Below are 19,020 nucleotides of genomic sequence, written 5' to 3'. Positions count from 1 at the left end.
CTTACAGCGCATTCTTCGTGAAGAAATACGTCAGTAACTGGGAAAAAGCCCCACCGACAATACTGTTTTGATCCTTACCGATCAGTGTCGAAACCAAGATCAACATTGCTCCGATCACAACCACGGTGATCATAGCTGGTCCATATTCTTTAATAATATCCTGCATATTCTCTCATCCTTTCATTTTTGCATAAAAGGACATAAAGCATACCCAAATCGGAATAAGCCGGCGATACGCCGTCGAAAAAAGATGCCATCTCATAAGATGGTGAGATTGATATTAACAAGTCTTTTTCCTTTTGGCAAGACCTTTTTGAATTATTTCAAAAGTCTGACAAAAACCAATATTATTTTTTCTTTACTCCATCCCTCATATGACCTATAATATATTGCATATTTCGTTGTTGCTATCGGCAGCGACAATTTTTTAGAAAGAAGAGGTATTTCATATGGCACAGAATCCTATCGTAACCATAGAAATGGAAAATGGCGACATCATGAAAGCAGAATTATATCCTGATGTTGCACCAAACACAGTCAACAACTTTATCTCCTTGGTAAACAAGGGCTACTATGATGGTATTATCTTCCATCGTGTGATCCGCGGCTTTATGCTGCAGGGCGGCGATCCAACCGGCACAGGTACCGGCGGTCCTGGCTATTCCATTGCCGGAGAATTTTCTCACAATGGTTTCCAGAATGACCTCAAGCATACACCGGGTGTCCTTTCCATGGCACGCACCATGGTCCCAGATTCCGCTGGCAGCCAGTTCTTTATCATGCACCAGACCAGCCCACACTTGGACGGCGAGTACGCGGCCTTTGGTCAGATCATCGAGGGCATGGATGTAGTCAACAAGATTGCTGAGACCGCAACCGATTACTCTGATCGTCCTTTAGAGGAACAGAAAATGAAAAAAGTGACCGTCGAGACTTTCGGCGTAGATTATCCGGAACCGGAAAAATGCTAATAGGCTAATAAAAAGACAGATGCCTGGGCGCTTATCTTGCACCAGAGCATCTGTCTTTTTTATTGTCATTTTTTATTTGTCATCATCCATAAATACCGAGAAAGATGTTTTGCCTAATACATCATTGACAAAGCCTTCGGTATCGTCTCGTACCTCTTTCCAGTCAAGGGCTTCCAGATTATGAATGTAGTCCGCCTGATCGTCGAAAAGATCCGGCAGTCCTTCGGTCACCTTCCTCATCTGCCCTTTAAAATATCCTTTTGCCATCGTATCTCCGTCACAGGTCATGACCATATCCGTAGCCTTCAGGCTAAATCCATCCTCTGCCTCCTGCCATGTGATATGGGATGTCATCTTGTACTGTTTGCCGGTATTGGCATAGTAGGTCATTTCCGCATCGATCCAATGAGAATAGTCGGGATTGCGCACCATCTTCATTTCTACGCGCTCATCGTCCGGCAGTTCATAATACATATAGGCAGTGCCGACATCCTCGCCATCAACGACCATGGATGCACCATCTAAGACATCCGACATATCCACAGAAAGCCTGCGCAAATGGTTGTGCTTGGTCAGATACATGGAGCAGACCACATCATAATCCGGGGCATCAATTCCTAAAAGATCCCAGATAAACTGTCCACATCCCTGCGGAATGGTGATCACAAACTCCTCACTGACCGTGCCATCTTCATCTTCGATGGTCTTACCCGTCTGATCGATGGAGATCTGCTTGGTCAGGTCTGCAATATCCTGCATATGATCCTTGAACCATGTTTTATCGATATCAGAAGTCAGATCCGGCATTTTCAAAAAGAGATCCTGCCCCGTCGGGAAGGCATAGCCAATATCATCCCCCAAAAGCGGGGCTTCCATGTAGACCGTCTGATCCTCTGCATAAAAATCCAACTCGCCCATATCGACCCACAAAAGATCCATATCCATCTTGGAAGAAATGCGCTTTTGTGCAAAAGACCGCTTGGCATCCACATCAAAATAGATGGAAGATTTTACCTGCTGCATACCGGAAAGTCCTACTTTACCGGTCAGTTCGGTATCTCCATTGCCATAGTCACGGCACATCTCCATAATATCAATATCATGCAAAAGATAGCCCGGATTTTTCAGTGTGACCTCCATAAAATAAATGGAGGATAAAAGTAAGCGGGAACTTGGTTGCTGCGCCCAAGTATAAAATGCCCCACCGGCGACCACGATAAGTGCTGCCAAAATCCCTAATATGATCTTGCCTCTTTTTTTCATAGGCCTTCCCTACCTTGTCTTAAATAAATGGATTATAAAATCTGCTTCCATCATGATATGTAACCACAAGTGCTATGACCATAACGACTAGAGTTACGATCATGACCGCATAGTCTGCTTTTGCAAGTTTGCGCCCCATATACCAGGTACGCTTTTTATTTTTTCCATAACCACGCAACTCCATGGCATTGCTGACCGTGTCGATCCGATCCATACTGGTAAAGATCAATGGGAAAATGATGGCTGACACATTTTTGATTCGATCCATCAGTTTTGCCTTGCCGGACATCTCGATTCCGCGCGCTTCCTGTGCATTTTTGATTTTGTGGAAATCATCCTGCACATCCGGGATATAGCGGAGCGCGATCGCCATCGCATAACCGATATTATAACTTACGCCAAGTTTATTCAATGATGCCGCAAGTTCGGATGGATTGGTCGTGATGATGAACATAAATACCGCCGGCACGATCGTAAAATACTTGAGCACAACATTGAGTTCATAGAACAACTGCTCCTGGGTTACCACCCAGCGGCCGCCCAGACTGTAAAGGATGTGCTCTGTGCCATAGATCTTTGTTCCCTGTCCCGGTGCAAAGATAAAAATAGCCAGAATGTTGATGATCATAAATACCAATATCACCTTAAAAACGGAACCAACCTGTTCCCAACTGGTCTTGGATAGTTTAAACAAGATTAAACTGGTCGCAAGCATAATGGCAAGTACCCTGGTATCATAGGTCAACATACAGGTGATGGTCCATGCCAGAAAGAAGATCAGTTTGGTAACGCCACACAGATCTTCCATCCATGTTCCTTTTTCTTCATAAGAAAATAATTTTGCCATTATCTCACCGTCCTTTCGTAGTTGATAAAGCATTCAACAAACGCAGACGGTGACGGGATACCGCATTTTTCTGCCATCTCATAAAGTGAAGTCTGCTTTAAGTATGCCCGATCTGCGATCTGCCCATTCGTCAGGATATTTGCCGGTGTGTCGTCCGCGATCATCTGTCCGTCCGCGATCACAATGGCACGATCCGTATATTCCAGCATCAAATGCATATCATGCGTGATCATAATGATGGTGGTACCAAATTCTTCGTTTACCCGTTTTAAGAATTCCATGATCTCCGTATAGTGACGGTAATCCTGTCCGGCTGTCGGCTCATCTAAGATCATGATCTGTGGGTTCATGACTAAAATAGAAGCAATAGTCACACGCTTCTTTTGTCCGAAACTCAGGGCTGAGATCGGCCAGTTTCGGAAAGGATAAAGACCGCAGATCTTGAGTGTTTCATAGACTCTTTCCTTGATCTCATCTTCCGAGACACCGCGCACGGCAAGACCCAAAGCCACCTCATCATAGATCATTGCCTTGGAGATCATCTGATTTGGATTTTGCATGACAATACCGATCTTTTCGCCACGCTCCTTGATGGAAAGCGGTGCGATATCCTGACCATCCAAGAGGATCCTGCCCTTATCCGGCTGCAAAAAGCCACAGATCAGGCTGGAAAGAGTCGTCTTTCCGGCACCATTTTTTCCAACAATGCTGATCATTTCGCCTTTATTTACCGAAAAATCAATATCCTGTAAGATCGGGTGCTTGGCATCATAGGAAAAATCCAAATGCTCTACGGCAAGAGCCACCTGGCTATTTTTTCCCTTTGCCGGTGTCTGGGCACTGGCAAACCATTCCTGTACCTGTCCTTTGTAGGCAGAAAAATCCATGGTCTCCACATGTGCCGGACGATCTTTTTCGGAAATCGTGCAGCCTGCATGCTTCAATGCCGTCACATAAAGCGGTTCACGGATGCCCTCTTTCATCAGTATATCACAAGATAAAAGTTGATCCGGTGTCATATTCGCAACAATCCTGCCATCACCCACGACCACAATACGGTCTACATCCTTATATAAAGCATCTTCCAAACGGTGCTCAATGATAAGGATGGTCTTATTCTGTTCTTTTTGGATGGAATCGATCAATGCGATCGCGCGTTTTCCTGTTGCCGGATCCAAATTGGCAAGTGGCTCATCAAAAAGCAGAATATCCACGTCATCGATCATGACGCCTGCCATAGACACACGTTGCTTCTGTCCACCTGACAATGCTCCCGGTGCATGGTGCAAAAGATTTTTCACATCCACCATATCGGCAATCGCATCCACACGTCTGTGCATCTTTTCTTCTTCCATACAGTCGTTTTCCAATACAAAGGCGATATCTTCCGCTACCGTCAATCCGATAAACTGTCCATCTGTGTCCTGTAAAACAGTGCCGACCATCTTGGATAGTCCAAAAATGCCCAGGTCTTTCGGTTCCTTTCCTCCAATATATAACTCACCGGTACTCTCTCCTGCATATGAAAAAGGAACCAATCCGTTGATGCAGTTGGCAAGTGTTGATTTGCCTGACCCGGATGGCCCTATAATAAGAATTTTTTCTCCGGGATAGACGCTAAGGTCAATATCCCGGAGAGTTGGTTCTACCTGTGAATTGTACTTAAACGAATAATTTTTAAACTCGATAATAGGTTCCACAATCACATTTCCTTTTAATAATTAGTCTTCTTTTGTAAGGCTTGATGACTTTGCACCAATCTTAGTATAACCCATGCCAAGCAGAGTTCCAAGAATTGCTGTAATAATAATATTTGCTACAAATGCACATGCACCCTGTGCAAATACCTTATTGGTAGGCTCTGAATAGATGACAATGTCTAGTACCGGAGCAACGAGAATCCATGCAACCGCATTTGTTACAATCTGTACTATATTAAAAAGTACAATTGCTTTACGATCAAATCCGCCTTCTTTGATCTGATACTTCTTAGCGAAAAGGCCTACGCCGATACCAATCACAGCTTCTGGAATAACCCAGCTCCACCAGATACTACCATAAAACATAGCATCGCCAAGTGCATGACCAAGAATACCTACAATGCCACCAACAACTGGTCCAAATACTGCTGCTAAAAATGCAAGGACTGCTGCTCTTGGCTGTAATGAAGTGTTAGGAATAATTCCCAATGGAATCTGCACCTCTGTAAGCACGATAAAGAGTGCTGTTCCGATACCGGTCGCAACGACTTCTTTAATACCAAACTTTTTCATTGAATTTTCCTCCTTGTTTGTATAATACTGCCTTATTATATGTTATCTTGACATTTTTCTCAATGTCCTTTTACACAAAAAATGCCGCAAATCCGTAGGATTTTTGGCATTTTGCAAGATTTTGCTGTGTTTCCATAGTATTTTGATAGGATTTTGGCAGTTTGGATTTTCTGCGAAAGAATCGAGCGGAGGTGTTACGCGTGTGCTTATTTGAATACGATCAGGAAAAACATATCAAAATGGAAAAAGCAGAGTCCTATCAGGACGGAATCGCCTTAGGGGAAGAACGCGGTAAGCGACTTGGACAGGAAATGGGGCAGGATATCATCAATCGTCTGAACCAGTCTTTGATAGCCGATAATCGTCTGGAAGATTTGACGCGCAGTGTTCAAGATCCAATATATCAGGAAGAATTGTTAAAAGAATATGATATCTTGATGTAAGGTATTTCAAAAAGAGCGTAGGGAGATTTCAATCCCCACGCTCTCTTCTTTTGCTCAATTAATACGACAAGATGTAGATTGCGTTATGTGACTAACGCGCTCCGAATGATCGGATACAACCGACTTCAAAACATCTGTATCTGTTTTCATCTGCTCATGACTCTCGATGGATATTTCATACCTTCTGTACTCCGTATTGACAACCTTGCACAGATCTTTCAGACTCGGCACAACATAATTTTCAAGAAGTATCTCGACATTTGTCATACGCTCCTTTAAGCCTTGTGTTTCCGTCTTGAGTCCTTGCATCTCTGATTTCAAACTTTGTGTCTCTGTCTTGAGTCCTTGCATCTCTGACTTCAAACTTTGTGTCTCTGCCTTTTGCTCTGCCATATCTGACTTTAAGTTAGATACATCCCGCTTTAGCCCTGATACATCCTGCTTTAGTTCTGATACATCCCGCTTTAGCCCTGATACATCCTGCTTTAGCCCTGATACATCCTGCTTTAGCCCTGATACATCCTGCTTTAATCCTGAGATATCAGCCTTGATCGGATTCAACTTTTCATCTAGTTTCTGATCCAGTTTTTCATCCAACTTTTTGTCTAACTTCTCATCCAGCATATCTGACATGACCCTAGTCATGGCTACCAGCAATTCTTCATTTGTCATAACTCTGCCCCCTTTCCTACAAATTCCCCTTGGTAAATAATATCCGTTGATATGCTACTGATTGTACTATCCCCTATCAGAAATTGCAAGAAACTTTTTCATAAATGACACAATGCGTGTATCTTCTTATAAATCCCATTCCGCCTGTCTGGTGTGCAAAAGTTCATGCGACTTATGCGACAGTGGCCGATCTAAGAATTTATCATAAGCCTGGACGATCGCCGGATTTTCATGTGAAAAGCGCAACTGGCTTCCCTTATCCAGCGCATACAACTTCTGTCCACGCTGACATGCCAATTCCAAGCCATCATGGATCGGTTGTCCACCGCCTCCGGCACATCCGCCCGGACAGGCCATCACTTCTACGAAATCATAAGAGACCTCGCCTCTGCTGACGCGCTCCATCAGATTTCTGGCATTTCCCAGTCCACTGACTACGGCTGCATGCACCGGCGTACCGGCAATATCCACGGTCACTTCCCGAATGCCATCTTCTCCACGTACAATAGAAAAATCATCTGCCCCCGGATTCTTTCCGGTCACAAAATAGTATGCACTACGAAGTGCTGCCTCCATGACTCCACCGGTCGCACCAAAAATCACACCCGCTCCGGTACCAATACCAAGCGGTTCGTCAAAAGCATCTTCTTCCAAGGTATCGATATTGACCTGGGCTGCACGAAGCATACGGATAAACTCTCGCGTTGTAAGCGAAACATCGACATCCCGATCTGCTCCACTGTCATTGACCTGTGGCACTGCACATTCATACTTTTTGGCAGTACAAGGCATGATGGAAACACAGGTGATCTTGTCCGGTGTCACACCCAAGATATCTGCATAATAAGTCTTTGCAATGGCTCCAAACATCTGCTGTGGCGATTTTGCTGTAGATAAATTGTCTACATAATCCGGGAACTGCGATTTCATAAAGCGTACCCAGCCCGGACAGCAGGACGTAAACATTGGCATTTTTGCATCTTTTTCATGTGAAAGACGCTCCAACAACTCATGTCCTTCTTCCATAATTGTCAGATCCGCAGAAAAATCCGTATCAAAAATATAATCAAATCCAATCTGTCTTGCGGCAGACACCATTTTCCCTACTGTCGCCTGCTCTGTAGAAAGTCCAAAGCCCTCGCCCCATGCGGCACGAACTGCCGGAGCGATCTGGGCGATCACGATCTGATCCGGATCCATAATGGCATCCATGACCTTAACCGTATCATTTCGTTCACGAAGTGCACCGGTCGGGCAATGTGTGATGCATTGTCCACAAAGGGCGCAATCCATATCTTCGATATTTTGCATATCTACCGTGCTTACACTGGTACGTTTGCCTGTATTGATAATGTCCCACACGCCCATGGTCTGGATCTTGTCGCAGACCTGCACACAGCGCATACATTTGATACATTTCGCAGAATCACGGATGATCGGGAAAGAATGATCCCATGGCTGGTTCTCGATCTCGATCTTGTATGGGATTTCAATAATATTCAACTCTCTGGCAAGTCTCTGCAGATTACAATCATTGCCTCTTACACAGGTGGCACAGCGAAAATCATGCTGTGATAAGATCAATTCCACGTTGGTACGTCTTGCAGACTGCACCTTGGGACTGTTGGTAAAGATTTCCATACCCTCTTCCACCACATTATTACATGCAGCAACAAGATTCTTTTTCCCACCGATCTCCACTAAGCAAACACGGCATGCGCCGATCTCATTGATCTCTTTTAAATAGCAGAGCGTAGGGATGCGAATGCCTTTTTCTCTGGCGGCATCCAAAATCGTCGTGCCTTTTTCTACCTGAATTTCTATTCCGTTAATCTTGGCATTTACCATCTTAATTCCCTACCTCCTCTCAGTACTCCACATCCATAGTGATCGCAGCGCAGACATCTGGCTGCTTCCTGAATCGTTTCTTCACGGCTCATAGCATTCTCAATGCCGTCAAAATCGTTCTTGCGTTCACACGCTTCTCTTTCTGTCAAATGGATACGTCCACTTGGCAACTTGTCATTCATAAGAGGAGATGGGATATCCACATCTACGGTGATCTCGTGATGATATCCCAGATATTCATCAATATTGGCAGCCACGACCTTGCCTGCTGCAATCGCCTTGATCACGGTTGCCGGTCCGGATACGCAGTCTCCACCGGAAAATACGCCAGGATTTCCTGTTGTCTTACCGCCCTCATCCGTGATGATACGGTTCCATTTGGTCGAAATGCCCTGTTCTTCAAACTGCTCACTCTCGATATCCTGTCCGATGGCAACCAGAATGATATCTGCCGGCATGCGGATTGGATCCTTGTCCGCCTTATTGGACTTTGGTCTTCCATTGCGGTCATAAAGTCCACTGATCTGCGGCTGCGTCCAGAGTGCCACTGCCTTGCCTTCTTCATCTGCTTCCACGCGAAGCGGTGCCTGCAGGGTAAATAATTCCACCCCTTCCTCAATGGCTCCACGCACCTCTACCGGTGATGCTGTCATGTCTTTTTCCTGACGTCTGTAAATGATGCTTACCTTTTCCGCATTGGCACGAATAGCTGTTCTCGCACAGTCCATGGCAACATTTCCACCACCGATAACGGCTACCTTTAGTCCGCTAAAGTCTAAGCGCTTTTCCAGTCCCACGTCGCGCAGCAGATTGACTGCTGAGATAACGTTCAGGCTGTCTGCTCCTTCAATGTCAAAATTCTTGTCAGTCTGTGCACCGATGGAAATATAAACGGCATCGTATTCCTTTTCCAGATCTTCCATTGAAATATCACGTCCGATCTGTGTATTTAGGCGCACTTCCACACCGGTCTTTAATATGTAATCAATATCCTGCGCCAGACGTTTTCTCGGGAAACGATAATTTGGAATACCATAGCGAAGCATTCCTCCAAGTGCCGGTTTCTCCTCAAATACCACAGTCTGATGTCCCATCAGTTGCAGGAAATAAGCTGTCGTAAGTCCACTTGGTCCGCCACCGATGATGGCGATGCGCTTCCCTGTAGGCTCTGCCTTTGGCGGTACCGGAATGGAATCCTGATCTGCAAAATCTACGGCAGACCGTTTGAGTCCGCGAATATTGACAGAAGAATCCAGCATGTTTCTACGGCATCTCTGCTCGCAAGGATGCTCACAGATCAATGCACACGCCACCGGAAACGGATTATCCTTTCGGATCAGACGCACAGCATCCTCATATCTGCCCGCTCCGGTAAGAGCGATATAGCCCGGAATGTCTACATGTGCCGGGCACTGGTCGATACATGGGATCGGCTGTTCAAAACTACCGCTGCATCTGTGATGCTTTACATGCGAAATGTAGTCCTCCTGCAAGCCGTCCAAGCCCACAAGCACCATACGTGCCGCCTCAAATCCGATTGCACAGTCTGCTGACAACTCGATATTCTTTGCTGTCTTTTCGATCAGAGCCAGTGTATTCTCTGTCGCCCGATTGTTCAGGACATCCTCCAACAGATCCTCCAATTTTCCCAAGCCGTCCCGGCATGGCACACACTTTCCGCAACTCTGCGCATGGCATACTTTTAACATGGCAAGCTGCATCTCCACCAGACAAACTCCCGGTGGGCTGGCGATGATTCGCTGCTTAAATTCCTTGGCAAGTGTCAAGGTCGTAGACGATGCACGATCATCTGTCATAACCGTTAATCTACTCAATGTAAAATCCCCCTTTACTTTTTCTTCGCCTTTTCAGAACTACCCCTTTATTCTAAAAAGACCTTTCATACTTATGTAATTTTTATTATACAGGTGGGGAAAAACGATAGCAAGAATTGATAATTTTTTCACGTTGTTTTTGAGAAAAAGAATATGACAAAAAACCGCTGCAAGCCTTGATTTTACAAGGTTTTGCAACGGTTTTTTAATGTTTTCAAGAAATGAGACACGGGGGATTCGAACCCCCGACAACCTGATTAAAAGTCAGGTGCTCTACCAACTGAGCTAGTATCCCATGTTATAAAAGATAGCTGGGCTAGCAGGATTCGAACCTGCGAATGCTGGAATCAAAATCCAGTGCCTTACCGCTTGGCGATAGCCAACAACTTCATAATGTTGCTCTATCGCAACAAAGGTGGATAAAGGGATTCGAACCCTTGGCCTCCAGAGCCACAATCTGGCGCGCTAACCAACTGCGCTATACCCACCATATTGAGATGAGTAAGACAAGGTCTTACTTAAAAATATTACTACCTCCTGCATAATGACAAGAAATAGTAACATCAAATGTGCTCGAAGGGATTCGAACCCCCGACCCACGGCTTAGAAGGCCGTTGCTCTATCCAACTGAGCTACGAACACATAAATAAAAGAGCGGGTGATGGGAATCGAACCCACGTATTCAGCTTGGAAGGCTGATGTTCTACCATTGAACTACACCCGCATACAAGTCGGGGTGACAGGATTCGAACCTGCGACCCCCTGGTCCCAAACCAGGTGCTCTAGCCAAACTGAGCCACACCCCGATGTATTACCGCGTCGTCTCTCCGTGACGCAAGTAATATTATATGGCAGAGTCAGATAAATGTCAACAACTTTTTTCACTTTTTTTATTTTCTTTTTCCAAGCCCTGCCAGCCCTTGCCACAGGCGGATTTCCCATCTTTCGTCATCTTATTTTTTGCAAAGATCACATATAGATCAGATTAAAATGCAGGTCTCCCTGTGGGTCTACATCCACGACCACATAGGAGGGTCTTCTGCCGTCCTGTCTCGGATAAGAGATACTTCCCGGATTGATGATGGTCATATCCTCCTCATACGTCACTTCCGGCACATGCGTATGCCCGTAGAATACAATGTCCGCACCTTTTTCCTTGGCAGCCTCCACAAGCATCTGCGTTCCATAATTTACATTATAATAATGTCCGTGTGTCAGCATGACTACATGACGTCCTACCTGCATCACCACTTCTGCCGGCAGATCACTTCCAAAGTCGCAGTTGCCGCGCACGATCTCCAGCGGACATTCCGCTACCGCCTCGATATAGTCCTCGCATCCTTCGCCATCGCCCAGATGATAAATGCGGTCCGGCATGACCCTTTCTATGGCGATATCCAGATTATCATGTTTTCTGTGTGTATCACTAACAACCAGTATTCTCATATTTAATCAATTCTTCCTTCATCTTACGCAATGCATTTCCACGATGGGAGATCGCGTTCTTTTCTTCGCGGGACATAGCCGCCGTACTGCATCCATAGGCATCTACATAAAAGATCGGATCATAGCCAAATCCATTCTCCCCCTCCGGCTCCCAACCGATATATCCCTCAATCGTGCCTCTTACCACCTTTTCGCTGCCATCCGGGAATACCGCTGCCACAGCACAGACAAACCGTGCCGTACGTTTCTCCTTCGGCACACCGTCCAGTCGCTCGATCAGATTGGCATTCTTGATGTCGTATGAGGTATCCTCGCCCATGTATCTGGCAGAATAAATGCCCGGTTCCTTGTTCAGATAATCGATCTCCAGCCCGGAATCGTCTGCAAGAACGATGGCATCCACCTGATCTGCGATGGCTCTGGCTTTGATCAGGGCATTTTCCTCAAAGGTCTTTCCATCTTCCACGATATCCACAGAAATCCCTGCCTCTTTCATAGAAAGGATCTCATAGCCCAGATCTTCGTAGATTTCATGGATCTCCCGCATTTTGTTTTGATTGCCTGTAGCAAAAATAATTTTTTTCATGGTCTTACTCCTCCAATGTCTGGAGCACAGCCTGTGCAAGTGCTTTTGCGGCTGCCTCCTGATATTCATCACTCTTTAATTTATCCAGTTCTTCCTGATTTGTCATAAATCCGATCTCCACCAAGGCTACCGGCATCTGCGCCGTCCGAATGATATAAATATCATCCCCCACGACAACGCCCTTGCTCCCGGAACCAAGTGTCTGTAAAAGTTGATCCAGACAGGTCTGGGCAAAGGCTTTGGACGCCCCGCTTTCATCTGCTGCATGATACATGACCTCGGTACCATTGATCCCGGACATCCTGCCGCTCGCCGTCGTATTGTTGTGGATGCTCAGGAAAAGATCTGCCTGCAAAGTATTAGCAAGCCCTACTCTTTTTTCCAGTGACAGGCTGCTGTCATCGGTTCGCGTATAGAAAATACCTATCTTGTCCTGATCTTTAAAATACGGCAGGATCTTTTTTGCGATCGCCAGATCAATGTCTTTTTCATCGGTTCCCAGAACTTCTGCTCCCGGATCACTGCCACCATGCCCGGCATCAATGACCACGATCTTATCATAGCGATCTCTGGGTGCCACAAAATCCATATAAAGATAATGGTCCTGCCAGGTCACATCCGTAATATAGACATTATCCAAAAGGATATCGATCAGCCCCTTTTTATTTTCCACATCATATTTGATGTCGTCAATATGGTCGCTGCTGCCAATCATGGGATAATCATAAAAATAGGACTGGCTGATCTCCGGTATATAGATCCGCACCTCTTGATCCACATAATTCTGCTCGATACTAACATCTGCGGTCTTTACTTCCTCCGGGATCTCCAGACGCAACTGTCCCTGCATCTCGATGTCCTGCTGCCCCTCTTTTAAAACGGCGGTCTCCGCCTGCATCAGGGATAAGACCGACTCGCCTTTTTCCACCTGTGTGGCATATTGCAACTGCTTCTGCTGCGCCCACACATGCAGATCCGGGATGCCCAGGAAAATACCACAGACTGCTACGCTTAATACAAGCAATATGGTCGCGACCAGACCCACGACTTTTTTTTCTAACTTCATCCTATCATCTTTCCCATCGTCTAGTCTTCTTCCACTTTCTTTCCATAGGCTTTGAGACAAAGATTGCCGCCGGCGGTCTCCTCGACACTTTCCCAATCCAGCCCGTTGTTACTGATGTAGCCCTCGCCATCCGAAATATCTGCATGCTGGCTCAGAGCATCTGCCGGATATTCGATCGCCATAGGATGATCCATACCGGGTGTGGATAATACCACAACAATGGCAAATTTATCTCCCTCTTTTACGCTATAAGGTCTGTCAAAAGGAATGGTGTAATACCCCGCATCTTCCAATTCGCCCCGCGCCACTTCCACGCGGCTGGCAAGGGATGCCGTGTTGCGATAATCTGTAACCATATATAACTGATATGACGTATTCTTGCCCAGTGCATAAAAGCCTGCACTTTCGATCTGTTCATCTTCTTTTGCCTCATAAATGTTGGCAGCATGGATCTTGGCCTTATTGTAACCGACCTGTCCGACCCAGCCACACAGATCTGACTGATAAATGGTATCGTAATTGTCCGCATCCTCTATACCAGCATATGAGACCGCCTGATCGCCGATATTGGTATCATAATAGGAAACATAAAACACACCATTTTCGCCAAAGGTCGCGCCCCAACTGTTCTGACAGATAAAGGCTCCGTCCCCCGCCACTTTTCCCGGGAAATTGGACGCACTGTAATGGTCGTCCCAGCCAATGATCACAACATCATGATTTGGCTTTTCCGCCCCGGTATAGCAGTAGGCATTCTTTTTTCTATTATAATAGGAAGACTTACTTAAATTTGTCGTGGATAGGCTGGCATAAATGGATGTCGATACACCGCCATGCTGATAGACCGCCCATTTGATATCGTCGATGTCATCACTATCGTAAAAATGGACTTCCTGCACATGTTTATCCACGGTCTTTTCCCCTGTCTGCTCCGGTCCCATCCAGGATACCAGATAAGATACCGCCATGGTATAGTTGCCGCCCAGAGACGTATCTACCTGATAAGCATTGTCCGAGGTCATAGAGTCTGCATCAAAGGAAAACTTTTCTTCCGGCAAAAGAGAGGATTCCAAGGCAGAAAGTGCTGCCTGCGCCCAGCAGGTCGAAGTGTCGCCCTGGTTGCGCACAGCGGACACACGATCTTTCTCCCGCAGATCATAGGATGCCGGAAGGCTTCCTTTTTGCAGATCACCCGAGATCGTCGCCTGATAATTGGTCTCATCATAACTATAGGTACAGCCAAACTCACGGCACAGATCCTGCAAAGAAAGATATGCCTGCTTCTCATGCAACTCCGGCATGACATCCAAAGTGATCGCCTTGTCATCCCGCTTGGCATCCAGACTGTTGATATAAAAGGTATAAGAGCGGTCACCATAATCTAAGAGGATCTTTTTGTCCTCATAAAGAGAGGCACTGCATCCAAAAAAGTCCTCCACAAAGGAAAGCGATGCCATGACCTGCATATGGTCACCCATGATGATACCGTCAGCCACACCGTAAGTGTCCTCGCCCACCGTCAAGTGCAGATTGCCCTCCTCATTGATGCTGCGCGCCTTGAGCGGATAAAAGACCTCGTCCTGCAACTTGGCGCCACGAAAGGCTGTCACATCCGCATATTCATCATTCCAAGTATTGAGTTTTGCCAGAAAGGTCACTAGAAGTATGACCGTAAGTACTATATATCTCTTGGAATATCTCATACCCTATCCTTCTTCTTCAGTGGTTTCGGACCCATAAACTGATAGAAATAGGTCCGGATCATTCCATTGTATAACTTGCGGTTTTTGTCCGCCTTGCGTCCGATATAACGCTCTGCCTCCTCATAGGATGTAATCAGATACATTGACCATGCATCCAAATCACGATAGACCTGTCCGATCGTCGTATAGAGTGCCGGAAGATCCTTCTTGTCCTCCAGGCGTTCTCCATACGGCGGATTGGTAATGATAAAGCCGTATTTTTTGCTGTGCTTTAAGTCTGCCACATCACGTTGCTGAAAATGGATCAGATGATCTACGCCTGCCTGCTTGGCATTGGCTCTCGCAATACGGATCATATCCGGGTCAATATCGTAGCCCTGCAAATCACAGGAAATATCCGTATCTACCATCTCCTCGGCTTCTTCTACCACATCATACCACATCTGCTTTGGTATCAAATGTGTCCATGCTTCTGCCGTAAAGGACCGGTTCATGCCCGGTGCTATATTTGCCGCCATCATGGCTGCCTCGATCAAAAAAGTGCCACTGCCGCAAAAAGGATCTACCAGGATGCGGTCTGCCCGCCACGGGGTCAGCATGATAAGAGCCGCGGCCAGTGTCTCAGAGATCGGTGCCTTGCTTGTCCATGTCCGGTAGCCCCTCTTGTGCAAAGGATCGCCGGTCGTATCCAGTGCCACCGTTACTTCATCTTTTAATAAGAAGATTCGCACCGGAAAAGAAGCGCCGTCCTCTTTGAACCAATCCGTATGATAGGTCATCTTCAAACGGTCTACCATTGCCTTTTTGCAAATGGACTGGATATCCGATGCACTGAAAAGTTTGCTTTTTACAGAAGAAGCCTTTTTGACCCAGAACTTTCCATCCTGTGGAATCCAGTCTTCCCATGGCAAAGCCTTCATGTTTTCATATAATTCATCAAAGGTCGTGGCACGAAATCTGCCGATCTGTACCATGACGCGCTCTGCGGTGCGCAGAAAGATATTACTCCTGCAAATGGTCTCCAGATCCCCTTCAAAGGTCACTCTGCCATCCTCCACCTTTGTAATATCATATCCGAGATCGTAGATCTCTCTTTTTAAAACTGCCTCCATGCCAAAATGACAAGGTGCCACCAGTTGTATTGTCTCCATAAAACAAACCTTTCTCTAGCCATAATCATAGATAATTACATATTATCTTTTGTAAAAAAATGTGTCAATGAATATCCCTATAGAAAAGTTTATAAAAATTTTATTATTTTTTTATTGCAATCCGAAAAAGGACGTTATATAATTAGCCATGTAAGAGGAAGTTTCCTTTTACACCCCTTATTAATTATTTATACTCCCCTCAAAAAAGACCGATTTATCGGTCTTTTTTATTTTTTATCATCTTTTGTCGACAGCGTCAAGGAAACCGTTTTGTAATCATCAGTTTCCGTAAAAAAGACGATCCACGCATAGCGGATCGTCCTATCCCTGTCTCTATTCTATTTGCTCATCTATGCATAAACATCAATCTGTGATCCCAGCATACCATAAGAAGATCCCACGCTATCCTGTCCATAAAAAGTCGTCACACCCTCAAAGGCGGATGCGATCGCATTGTAAGCCTGCTCTACCTCCTGCGCAGAAGATATGCCTGCCAGGCTCTTTCCGCCGGTCTGTGCATTCGGATACTGTACCGGATCAACGGCTCCGATCCCCTGCAGACTCTGTGTCTTGGATGCTTCATATGCCGCCGAAGTCTGTGACTCATTGGAAAGTGCATAAGACTGCGGACGGATCTGTGAATATGATGTTGTCGCTCCCATGCGACCAATGGATAATGCCATAATGCTCTCCTATTTATAGTGGTAATGCGGTTCAACAAACAAATCCATCTATAATTATAACAAAATTTTTCCATAAAGCAAGTATTCGTTTGCTTTTCTTTTTGTTCTTCCTGTACTATAGTAGTCTTTAGTAAAGTTTCATTTTTAAAGAGGTAGTTTTTGATGAAGATCCAAATTTTTGCCATGACCCACAAGATCTTTGATACCCCGCCGGACCCGCTCTATGTTCCCCTGCAGGTCGGACATGCCACGCATGAAGATCTGGGTTATCTTGCCGATGATACCGGGGATAATATTTCTGCTAAGAACTGCTATTATAGCGAACTGACCGGTCTTTACTGGGTCTGGAAAAATGTAAAAGATCTGGATTATGTCGGTGTCTGCCATTATCGGCGTTATCTTTTAAATGATGCCGGCAGTATTTTTACCCGGGCACAACTGGCTCCACTCCTCAAAGATTATGACATGATAACCTCCAAATGCCTGACCCTGAATTTTTCTTATGCTTATGGTTTTGGAGAAAATCACACACCGGAGGATCTTGCGGTAGCCGGTCAGGTCATTGCCAAACTCTACCCTGACTTTTATCCTCTCTATGCCAAACGCTTGCAGGAAAACCATACTTATTTTGGCAATATGATGATCTGCTCCAAGCCTCTCTTTGATGAATACTGTGCCTTTCTCTTTCCGATTTTTGAAGCCATGCATCCACTGCTTGCCCTGGATACCTATGATGATTACCACAAGAGACTCTATGGTTTTATCTCCGAGTTTCTCCTTATGGTCTGGTGCGAGTATCGTCACCTACGCGTCAAAGAATGTAAAGTCGGTCTGATCGGCGAAAAAAAAGAAACCAAAGAGACTGCCCAGAAACTCTTTACCTATTTTAGGAAAGAGGACATTGCCGGTGCCAAAGCCTATTTCTTATCCGTAAAAGAAAAGCGACCGGATATCCTCATGGAAGCCTCGGATATCGACGGTCGCCTGCATCTTTGCCTGCAGATCATTTCTACCTGTGAATTTGAACTGGCATCCTGCCAAAAGATCCAATTAGACCTGCATCAGCCGGAGGATGCTCTTTTGACTGCGTTTACAAAGTTGAATCATATTTCCACTGAATTATCTTTTAGCAAAGGACAGTTTCCAACCATGACAAAAACTGATAGGGACTTCTTAAAGACCTTTAGCCCGAATGCCATCGCCATCAGCCTCCGCCTCTACTGCCCGGATGATGCCCACCGTAAAGACTGCTGCAAATATCTGAGTCAAAAACTCGACTGCACCATTCCCTGCCTATAGATCCCTTGTCATTTCCTCATCCAGATCATGAAAGACAATATCTAAAATACTGATGTATTCCTGATAGCAGGGCGTGTCTGCCAGATCTTTTACCACATCTGCGACCGCGTGATAATACCAGTACTGTTCTTTTTCGTCTTTCATATTAAACTTCTGCCAGATAGCGCGCCCATCCCGTTTAAAATCACGCAGACTCGCCCGCATATTGGATAACTTGTCCGCCAGCATGATACATTTGACCGATCGGCTGGCATCCTTTGTCTTTTCCAACTGCTCCTGCTTGCGGATCTTCCAGGTCTCACTCTTGGGTCTGTCCTCGCGCTTATTCTCCGATTCATGTGCCACATAAAAAGCGATCTTCTGTCCAAATTCTGCCTCGATCTCCTCGATCGTGATCGGTGTATCCTCCACGACATCGTGCAGTGCCGCCGCCGCGATCACTTCATTGTCATTTGTCATGGATGCCACCAGCATCATGGTCTCCATAGGATGTGCGATGTAGGGCACCAGACTGCCCTTACGCACGGCGCCCTTATGTGCCTCGGCTGCATACTGGATTGCCCGCTCTATAACAGAAAAGGGTCTGGCTGTCTCATCCTGGGGCAGATAGTCCGGGAACTCCCCCGTGATCCCCGCTAAGATCAAGCCCGCCGTCCGCATCTCCTGTTCTTCCGGCAGACGTTTTTCCTCTTGCATCTCCTCCATGTCATAGTACCAGCACTCCGGTTCCTCCTCCATATTGCCGAACTGAGAAAATCCGCCAAAAAGCGGACAGGAAGTACAATAACAATACGCCCCCACCATGACAGTCTGCAAGGCACGGCAATAATACTGTCCGTCACTCCCCCGATCTGCCACATGGCTCGTCAAAACATAATGCAGATTTGAATTTTTTTCCATGGTATCGCCTTTCTTTTTTCGCATCCTCTACCAC

18 protein-coding genes and 6 tRNA genes are annotated in these 19,020 nt (G+C 45.9%); 3 read left to right on the top strand and 21 right to left on the bottom strand.

Going from position 1 to position 19,020, the window contains the following annotated elements; all coding sequences use genetic code 11:
* Position 1: 1 nt before the first annotated feature.
* A complete protein-coding gene (locus tag DW996_RS12925) occupies positions 2–166 on the bottom strand; it encodes a hypothetical protein (protein WP_158573010.1) in 165 nt (54 codons plus the stop codon).
* A gap of 283 nt (positions 167–449) precedes the next feature.
* Between DW996_RS12925 and DW996_RS00275 the strand changes: the two genes are divergently transcribed.
* Positions 450–971 (top strand): peptidylprolyl isomerase, encoded by a 522-nt coding sequence (locus tag DW996_RS00275; RefSeq protein WP_118280748.1) that lies wholly within the window; start codon positions 450–452, stop codon positions 969–971.
* A gap of 72 nt (positions 972–1,043) precedes the next feature.
* Here DW996_RS00275 and DW996_RS00270 read toward each other — a convergent pair whose 3' ends face one another.
* The 4 genes from DW996_RS00270 to DW996_RS00255 are packed head-to-tail and all read right to left on the bottom strand — an operon-like array spanning position 1,044 to position 5,354.
* Positions 1,044–2,234 (bottom strand): hypothetical protein, encoded by a 1,191-nt coding sequence (locus DW996_RS00270; RefSeq protein ID WP_118534512.1) that lies wholly within the window; start codon positions 2,232–2,234, stop codon positions 1,044–1,046.
* 19 nt (positions 2,235–2,253) lie between these two features.
* A complete protein-coding gene (locus tag DW996_RS00265) occupies positions 2,254–3,081 on the bottom strand; it encodes an energy-coupling factor transporter transmembrane component T family protein (RefSeq protein ID WP_118534511.1) in 828 nt (275 codons plus the stop codon).
* Positions 3,081–4,781 (bottom strand): ABC transporter ATP-binding protein, encoded by a 1,701-nt coding sequence (locus DW996_RS00260; protein WP_118534510.1) that lies wholly within the window; start codon positions 4,779–4,781, stop codon positions 3,081–3,083. The genes DW996_RS00265 and DW996_RS00260 overlap by 1 nt, the downstream gene beginning before the upstream one ends.
* A 21-nt stretch (positions 4,782–4,802) precedes the next feature.
* Complete coding sequence (locus tag DW996_RS00255) at positions 4,803–5,354, bottom strand: ECF-type riboflavin transporter substrate-binding protein (protein WP_118280744.1); 552 nt, start codon at positions 5,352–5,354, stop codon at positions 4,803–4,805.
* 200 nt (positions 5,355–5,554) lie between these two features.
* On the opposite strand from DW996_RS00255, the gene DW996_RS00250 reads away from it, so the two are divergent.
* Complete coding sequence (locus tag DW996_RS00250; RefSeq protein WP_118534509.1) at positions 5,555–5,797, top strand: hypothetical protein; 243 nt, start codon at positions 5,555–5,557, stop codon at positions 5,795–5,797.
* A gap of 54 nt (positions 5,798–5,851) precedes the next feature.
* On the opposite strand, the gene DW996_RS00245 is transcribed toward DW996_RS00250, so the two are convergent.
* The 15 genes from DW996_RS00245 to DW996_RS00175 all read right to left on the bottom strand — a co-directional run bounded on the left by DW996_RS00245 (position 5,852) and on the right by DW996_RS00175 (position 16,787).
* Positions 5,852–6,469, bottom strand: a complete 618-nt coding sequence (locus DW996_RS00245; RefSeq protein ID WP_118534508.1) for a hypothetical protein — start codon at positions 6,467–6,469, stop codon at positions 5,852–5,854.
* A gap of 126 nt (positions 6,470–6,595) precedes the next feature.
* On the bottom strand, positions 6,596–8,317 hold the full coding sequence (locus DW996_RS00240) for an NADH-dependent [FeFe] hydrogenase, group A6 (RefSeq protein ID WP_118534507.1): 1,722 nt from the start codon (positions 8,315–8,317) through the stop codon (positions 6,596–6,598).
* On the bottom strand, positions 8,311–10,152 hold the full coding sequence (locus DW996_RS00235; RefSeq protein ID WP_118534506.1) for an NAD(P)-binding protein: 1,842 nt from the start codon (positions 10,150–10,152) through the stop codon (positions 8,311–8,313). Before DW996_RS00235 ends, DW996_RS00240 begins: the two co-directional genes overlap by 7 nt.
* 222 nt (positions 10,153–10,374) lie before the next feature.
* Positions 10,375–10,447: transfer RNA gene (locus tag DW996_RS00230), tRNA-Lys, on the bottom strand.
* Positions 10,448–10,463: 16 nt separating this feature from the next.
* Positions 10,464–10,535, bottom strand: a tRNA-Gln gene (locus tag DW996_RS00225).
* A gap of 31 nt (positions 10,536–10,566) precedes the next feature.
* A tRNA-His gene (locus tag DW996_RS00220) sits at positions 10,567–10,640 on the bottom strand.
* An 80-nt stretch (positions 10,641–10,720) separates the two neighbouring features.
* Positions 10,721–10,794 (bottom strand) — tRNA-Arg (locus DW996_RS00215).
* 11 nt (positions 10,795–10,805) lie between these two features.
* Positions 10,806–10,876: transfer RNA gene (locus tag DW996_RS00210), tRNA-Gly, on the bottom strand.
* 7 nt (positions 10,877–10,883) lie between these two features.
* Positions 10,884–10,958: transfer RNA gene (locus tag DW996_RS00205), tRNA-Pro, on the bottom strand.
* A 163-nt stretch (positions 10,959–11,121) separates the two neighbouring features.
* The gene (locus DW996_RS00200; protein WP_118280739.1) at positions 11,122–11,598 is read right to left on the bottom strand and encodes a metallophosphoesterase family protein; all 477 of its coding nucleotides are present in this window, start codon (positions 11,596–11,598) and stop codon (positions 11,122–11,124) included.
* A complete protein-coding gene (locus DW996_RS00195; protein WP_118534505.1) occupies positions 11,579–12,184 on the bottom strand; it encodes an XTP/dITP diphosphatase in 606 nt (201 codons plus the stop codon). Before DW996_RS00195 ends, DW996_RS00200 begins: the two co-directional genes overlap by 20 nt.
* A gap of 4 nt (positions 12,185–12,188) precedes the next feature.
* On the bottom strand, positions 12,189–13,250 hold the full coding sequence (locus DW996_RS00190) for an N-acetylmuramoyl-L-alanine amidase (protein ID WP_118280737.1): 1,062 nt from the start codon (positions 13,248–13,250) through the stop codon (positions 12,189–12,191).
* 20 nt (positions 13,251–13,270) lie between these two features.
* Positions 13,271–14,953: a lectin like domain-containing protein gene (locus DW996_RS00185; protein ID WP_118534504.1), complete on the bottom strand. Its 1,683-nt coding sequence runs from the start codon at positions 14,951–14,953 to the stop codon at positions 13,271–13,273.
* Positions 14,950–16,104 (bottom strand): THUMP domain-containing class I SAM-dependent RNA methyltransferase, encoded by a 1,155-nt coding sequence (locus tag DW996_RS00180; protein WP_118534503.1) that lies wholly within the window; start codon positions 16,102–16,104, stop codon positions 14,950–14,952. The genes DW996_RS00185 and DW996_RS00180 overlap by 4 nt, the downstream gene beginning before the upstream one ends.
* 350 nt (positions 16,105–16,454) lie before the next feature.
* Complete coding sequence (locus DW996_RS00175; protein WP_118534502.1) at positions 16,455–16,787, bottom strand: hypothetical protein; 333 nt, start codon at positions 16,785–16,787, stop codon at positions 16,455–16,457.
* 162 nt (positions 16,788–16,949) lie between these two features.
* On the opposite strand from DW996_RS00175, the gene DW996_RS00170 reads away from it, so the two are divergent.
* Entirely contained in the window at positions 16,950–18,086 is a 1,137-nt protein-coding gene (locus DW996_RS00170; RefSeq protein WP_118534501.1) for a DUF4422 domain-containing protein, read from the top strand.
* Here the strand turns inward: DW996_RS00170 and DW996_RS00165 are convergent.
* Positions 18,081–18,986 carry an HD domain-containing protein gene (locus DW996_RS00165; protein WP_243098621.1) on the bottom strand — a complete coding sequence of 302 codons (906 nt, stop codon included), beginning with the start codon at positions 18,984–18,986 and terminating at the stop codon, positions 18,081–18,083. The two genes, DW996_RS00170 and DW996_RS00165, sit on opposite strands and share 6 nt — an antisense overlap.
* Positions 18,987–19,020 lie beyond the last annotated feature (34 nt).

Origin of the sequence: Roseburia sp. AM51-8 (genome assembly GCF_003478275.1) — a bacterium.
In the GTDB taxonomy this organism is placed as follows: domain Bacteria; phylum Bacillota; class Clostridia; order Lachnospirales; family Lachnospiraceae; genus Pararoseburia; species Pararoseburia lenta.
The sequence above is the reverse complement of the archived record's forward strand: the minus strand, read 5'-3'. Positions and strand labels throughout refer to the sequence as shown.

Excerpts from the sequence above, each read along its gene's own strand:
- DW996_RS12925 (WP_158573010.1), bottom strand. The coding sequence starts at position 166 with ATGCAGGATATTATTAAAGAATATGGACCAGCTATGATCACCGTGGTT.
- DW996_RS00275 (WP_118280748.1), top strand. The coding sequence starts at position 450 with ATGGCACAGAATCCTATCGTAACCATAGAAATGGAAAATGGCGACATC.
- DW996_RS00270 (WP_118534512.1), bottom strand. The coding sequence starts at position 2,234 with ATGAAAAAAAGAGGCAAGATCATATTAGGGATTTTGGCAGCACTTATC.
- DW996_RS00265 (WP_118534511.1), bottom strand. The coding sequence starts at position 3,081 with ATGGCAAAATTATTTTCTTATGAAGAAAAAGGAACATGGATGGAAGAT.
- DW996_RS00255 (WP_118280744.1), bottom strand. The coding sequence starts at position 5,354 with ATGAAAAAGTTTGGTATTAAAGAAGTCGTTGCGACCGGTATCGGAACA.
- DW996_RS00245 (WP_118534508.1), bottom strand. The coding sequence starts at position 6,469 with ATGACAAATGAAGAATTGCTGGTAGCCATGACTAGGGTCATGTCAGAT.
- DW996_RS00240 (WP_118534507.1), bottom strand. The coding sequence starts at position 8,317 with ATGGTAAATGCCAAGATTAACGGAATAGAAATTCAGGTAGAAAAAGGC.
- DW996_RS00200 (WP_118280739.1), bottom strand. The coding sequence starts at position 11,598 with ATGAGAATACTGGTTGTTAGTGATACACACAGAAAACATGATAATCTG.
- DW996_RS00195 (WP_118534505.1), bottom strand. The coding sequence starts at position 12,184 with ATGAAAAAAATTATTTTTGCTACAGGCAATCAAAACAAAATGCGGGAG.
- DW996_RS00190 (WP_118280737.1), bottom strand. The coding sequence starts at position 13,250 with ATGAAGTTAGAAAAAAAAGTCGTGGGTCTGGTCGCGACCATATTGCTT.
- DW996_RS00185 (WP_118534504.1), bottom strand. The coding sequence starts at position 14,953 with ATGAGATATTCCAAGAGATATATAGTACTTACGGTCATACTTCTAGTG.
- DW996_RS00180 (WP_118534503.1), bottom strand. The coding sequence starts at position 16,104 with ATGGAGACAATACAACTGGTGGCACCTTGTCATTTTGGCATGGAGGCA.
- DW996_RS00175 (WP_118534502.1), bottom strand. The coding sequence starts at position 16,787 with ATGGCATTATCCATTGGTCGCATGGGAGCGACAACATCATATTCACAG.
- DW996_RS00170 (WP_118534501.1), top strand. The coding sequence starts at position 16,950 with ATGAAGATCCAAATTTTTGCCATGACCCACAAGATCTTTGATACCCCG.
- DW996_RS00165 (WP_243098621.1), bottom strand. The coding sequence starts at position 18,986 with ATGGAAAAAAATTCAAATCTGCATTATGTTTTGACGAGCCATGTGGCA.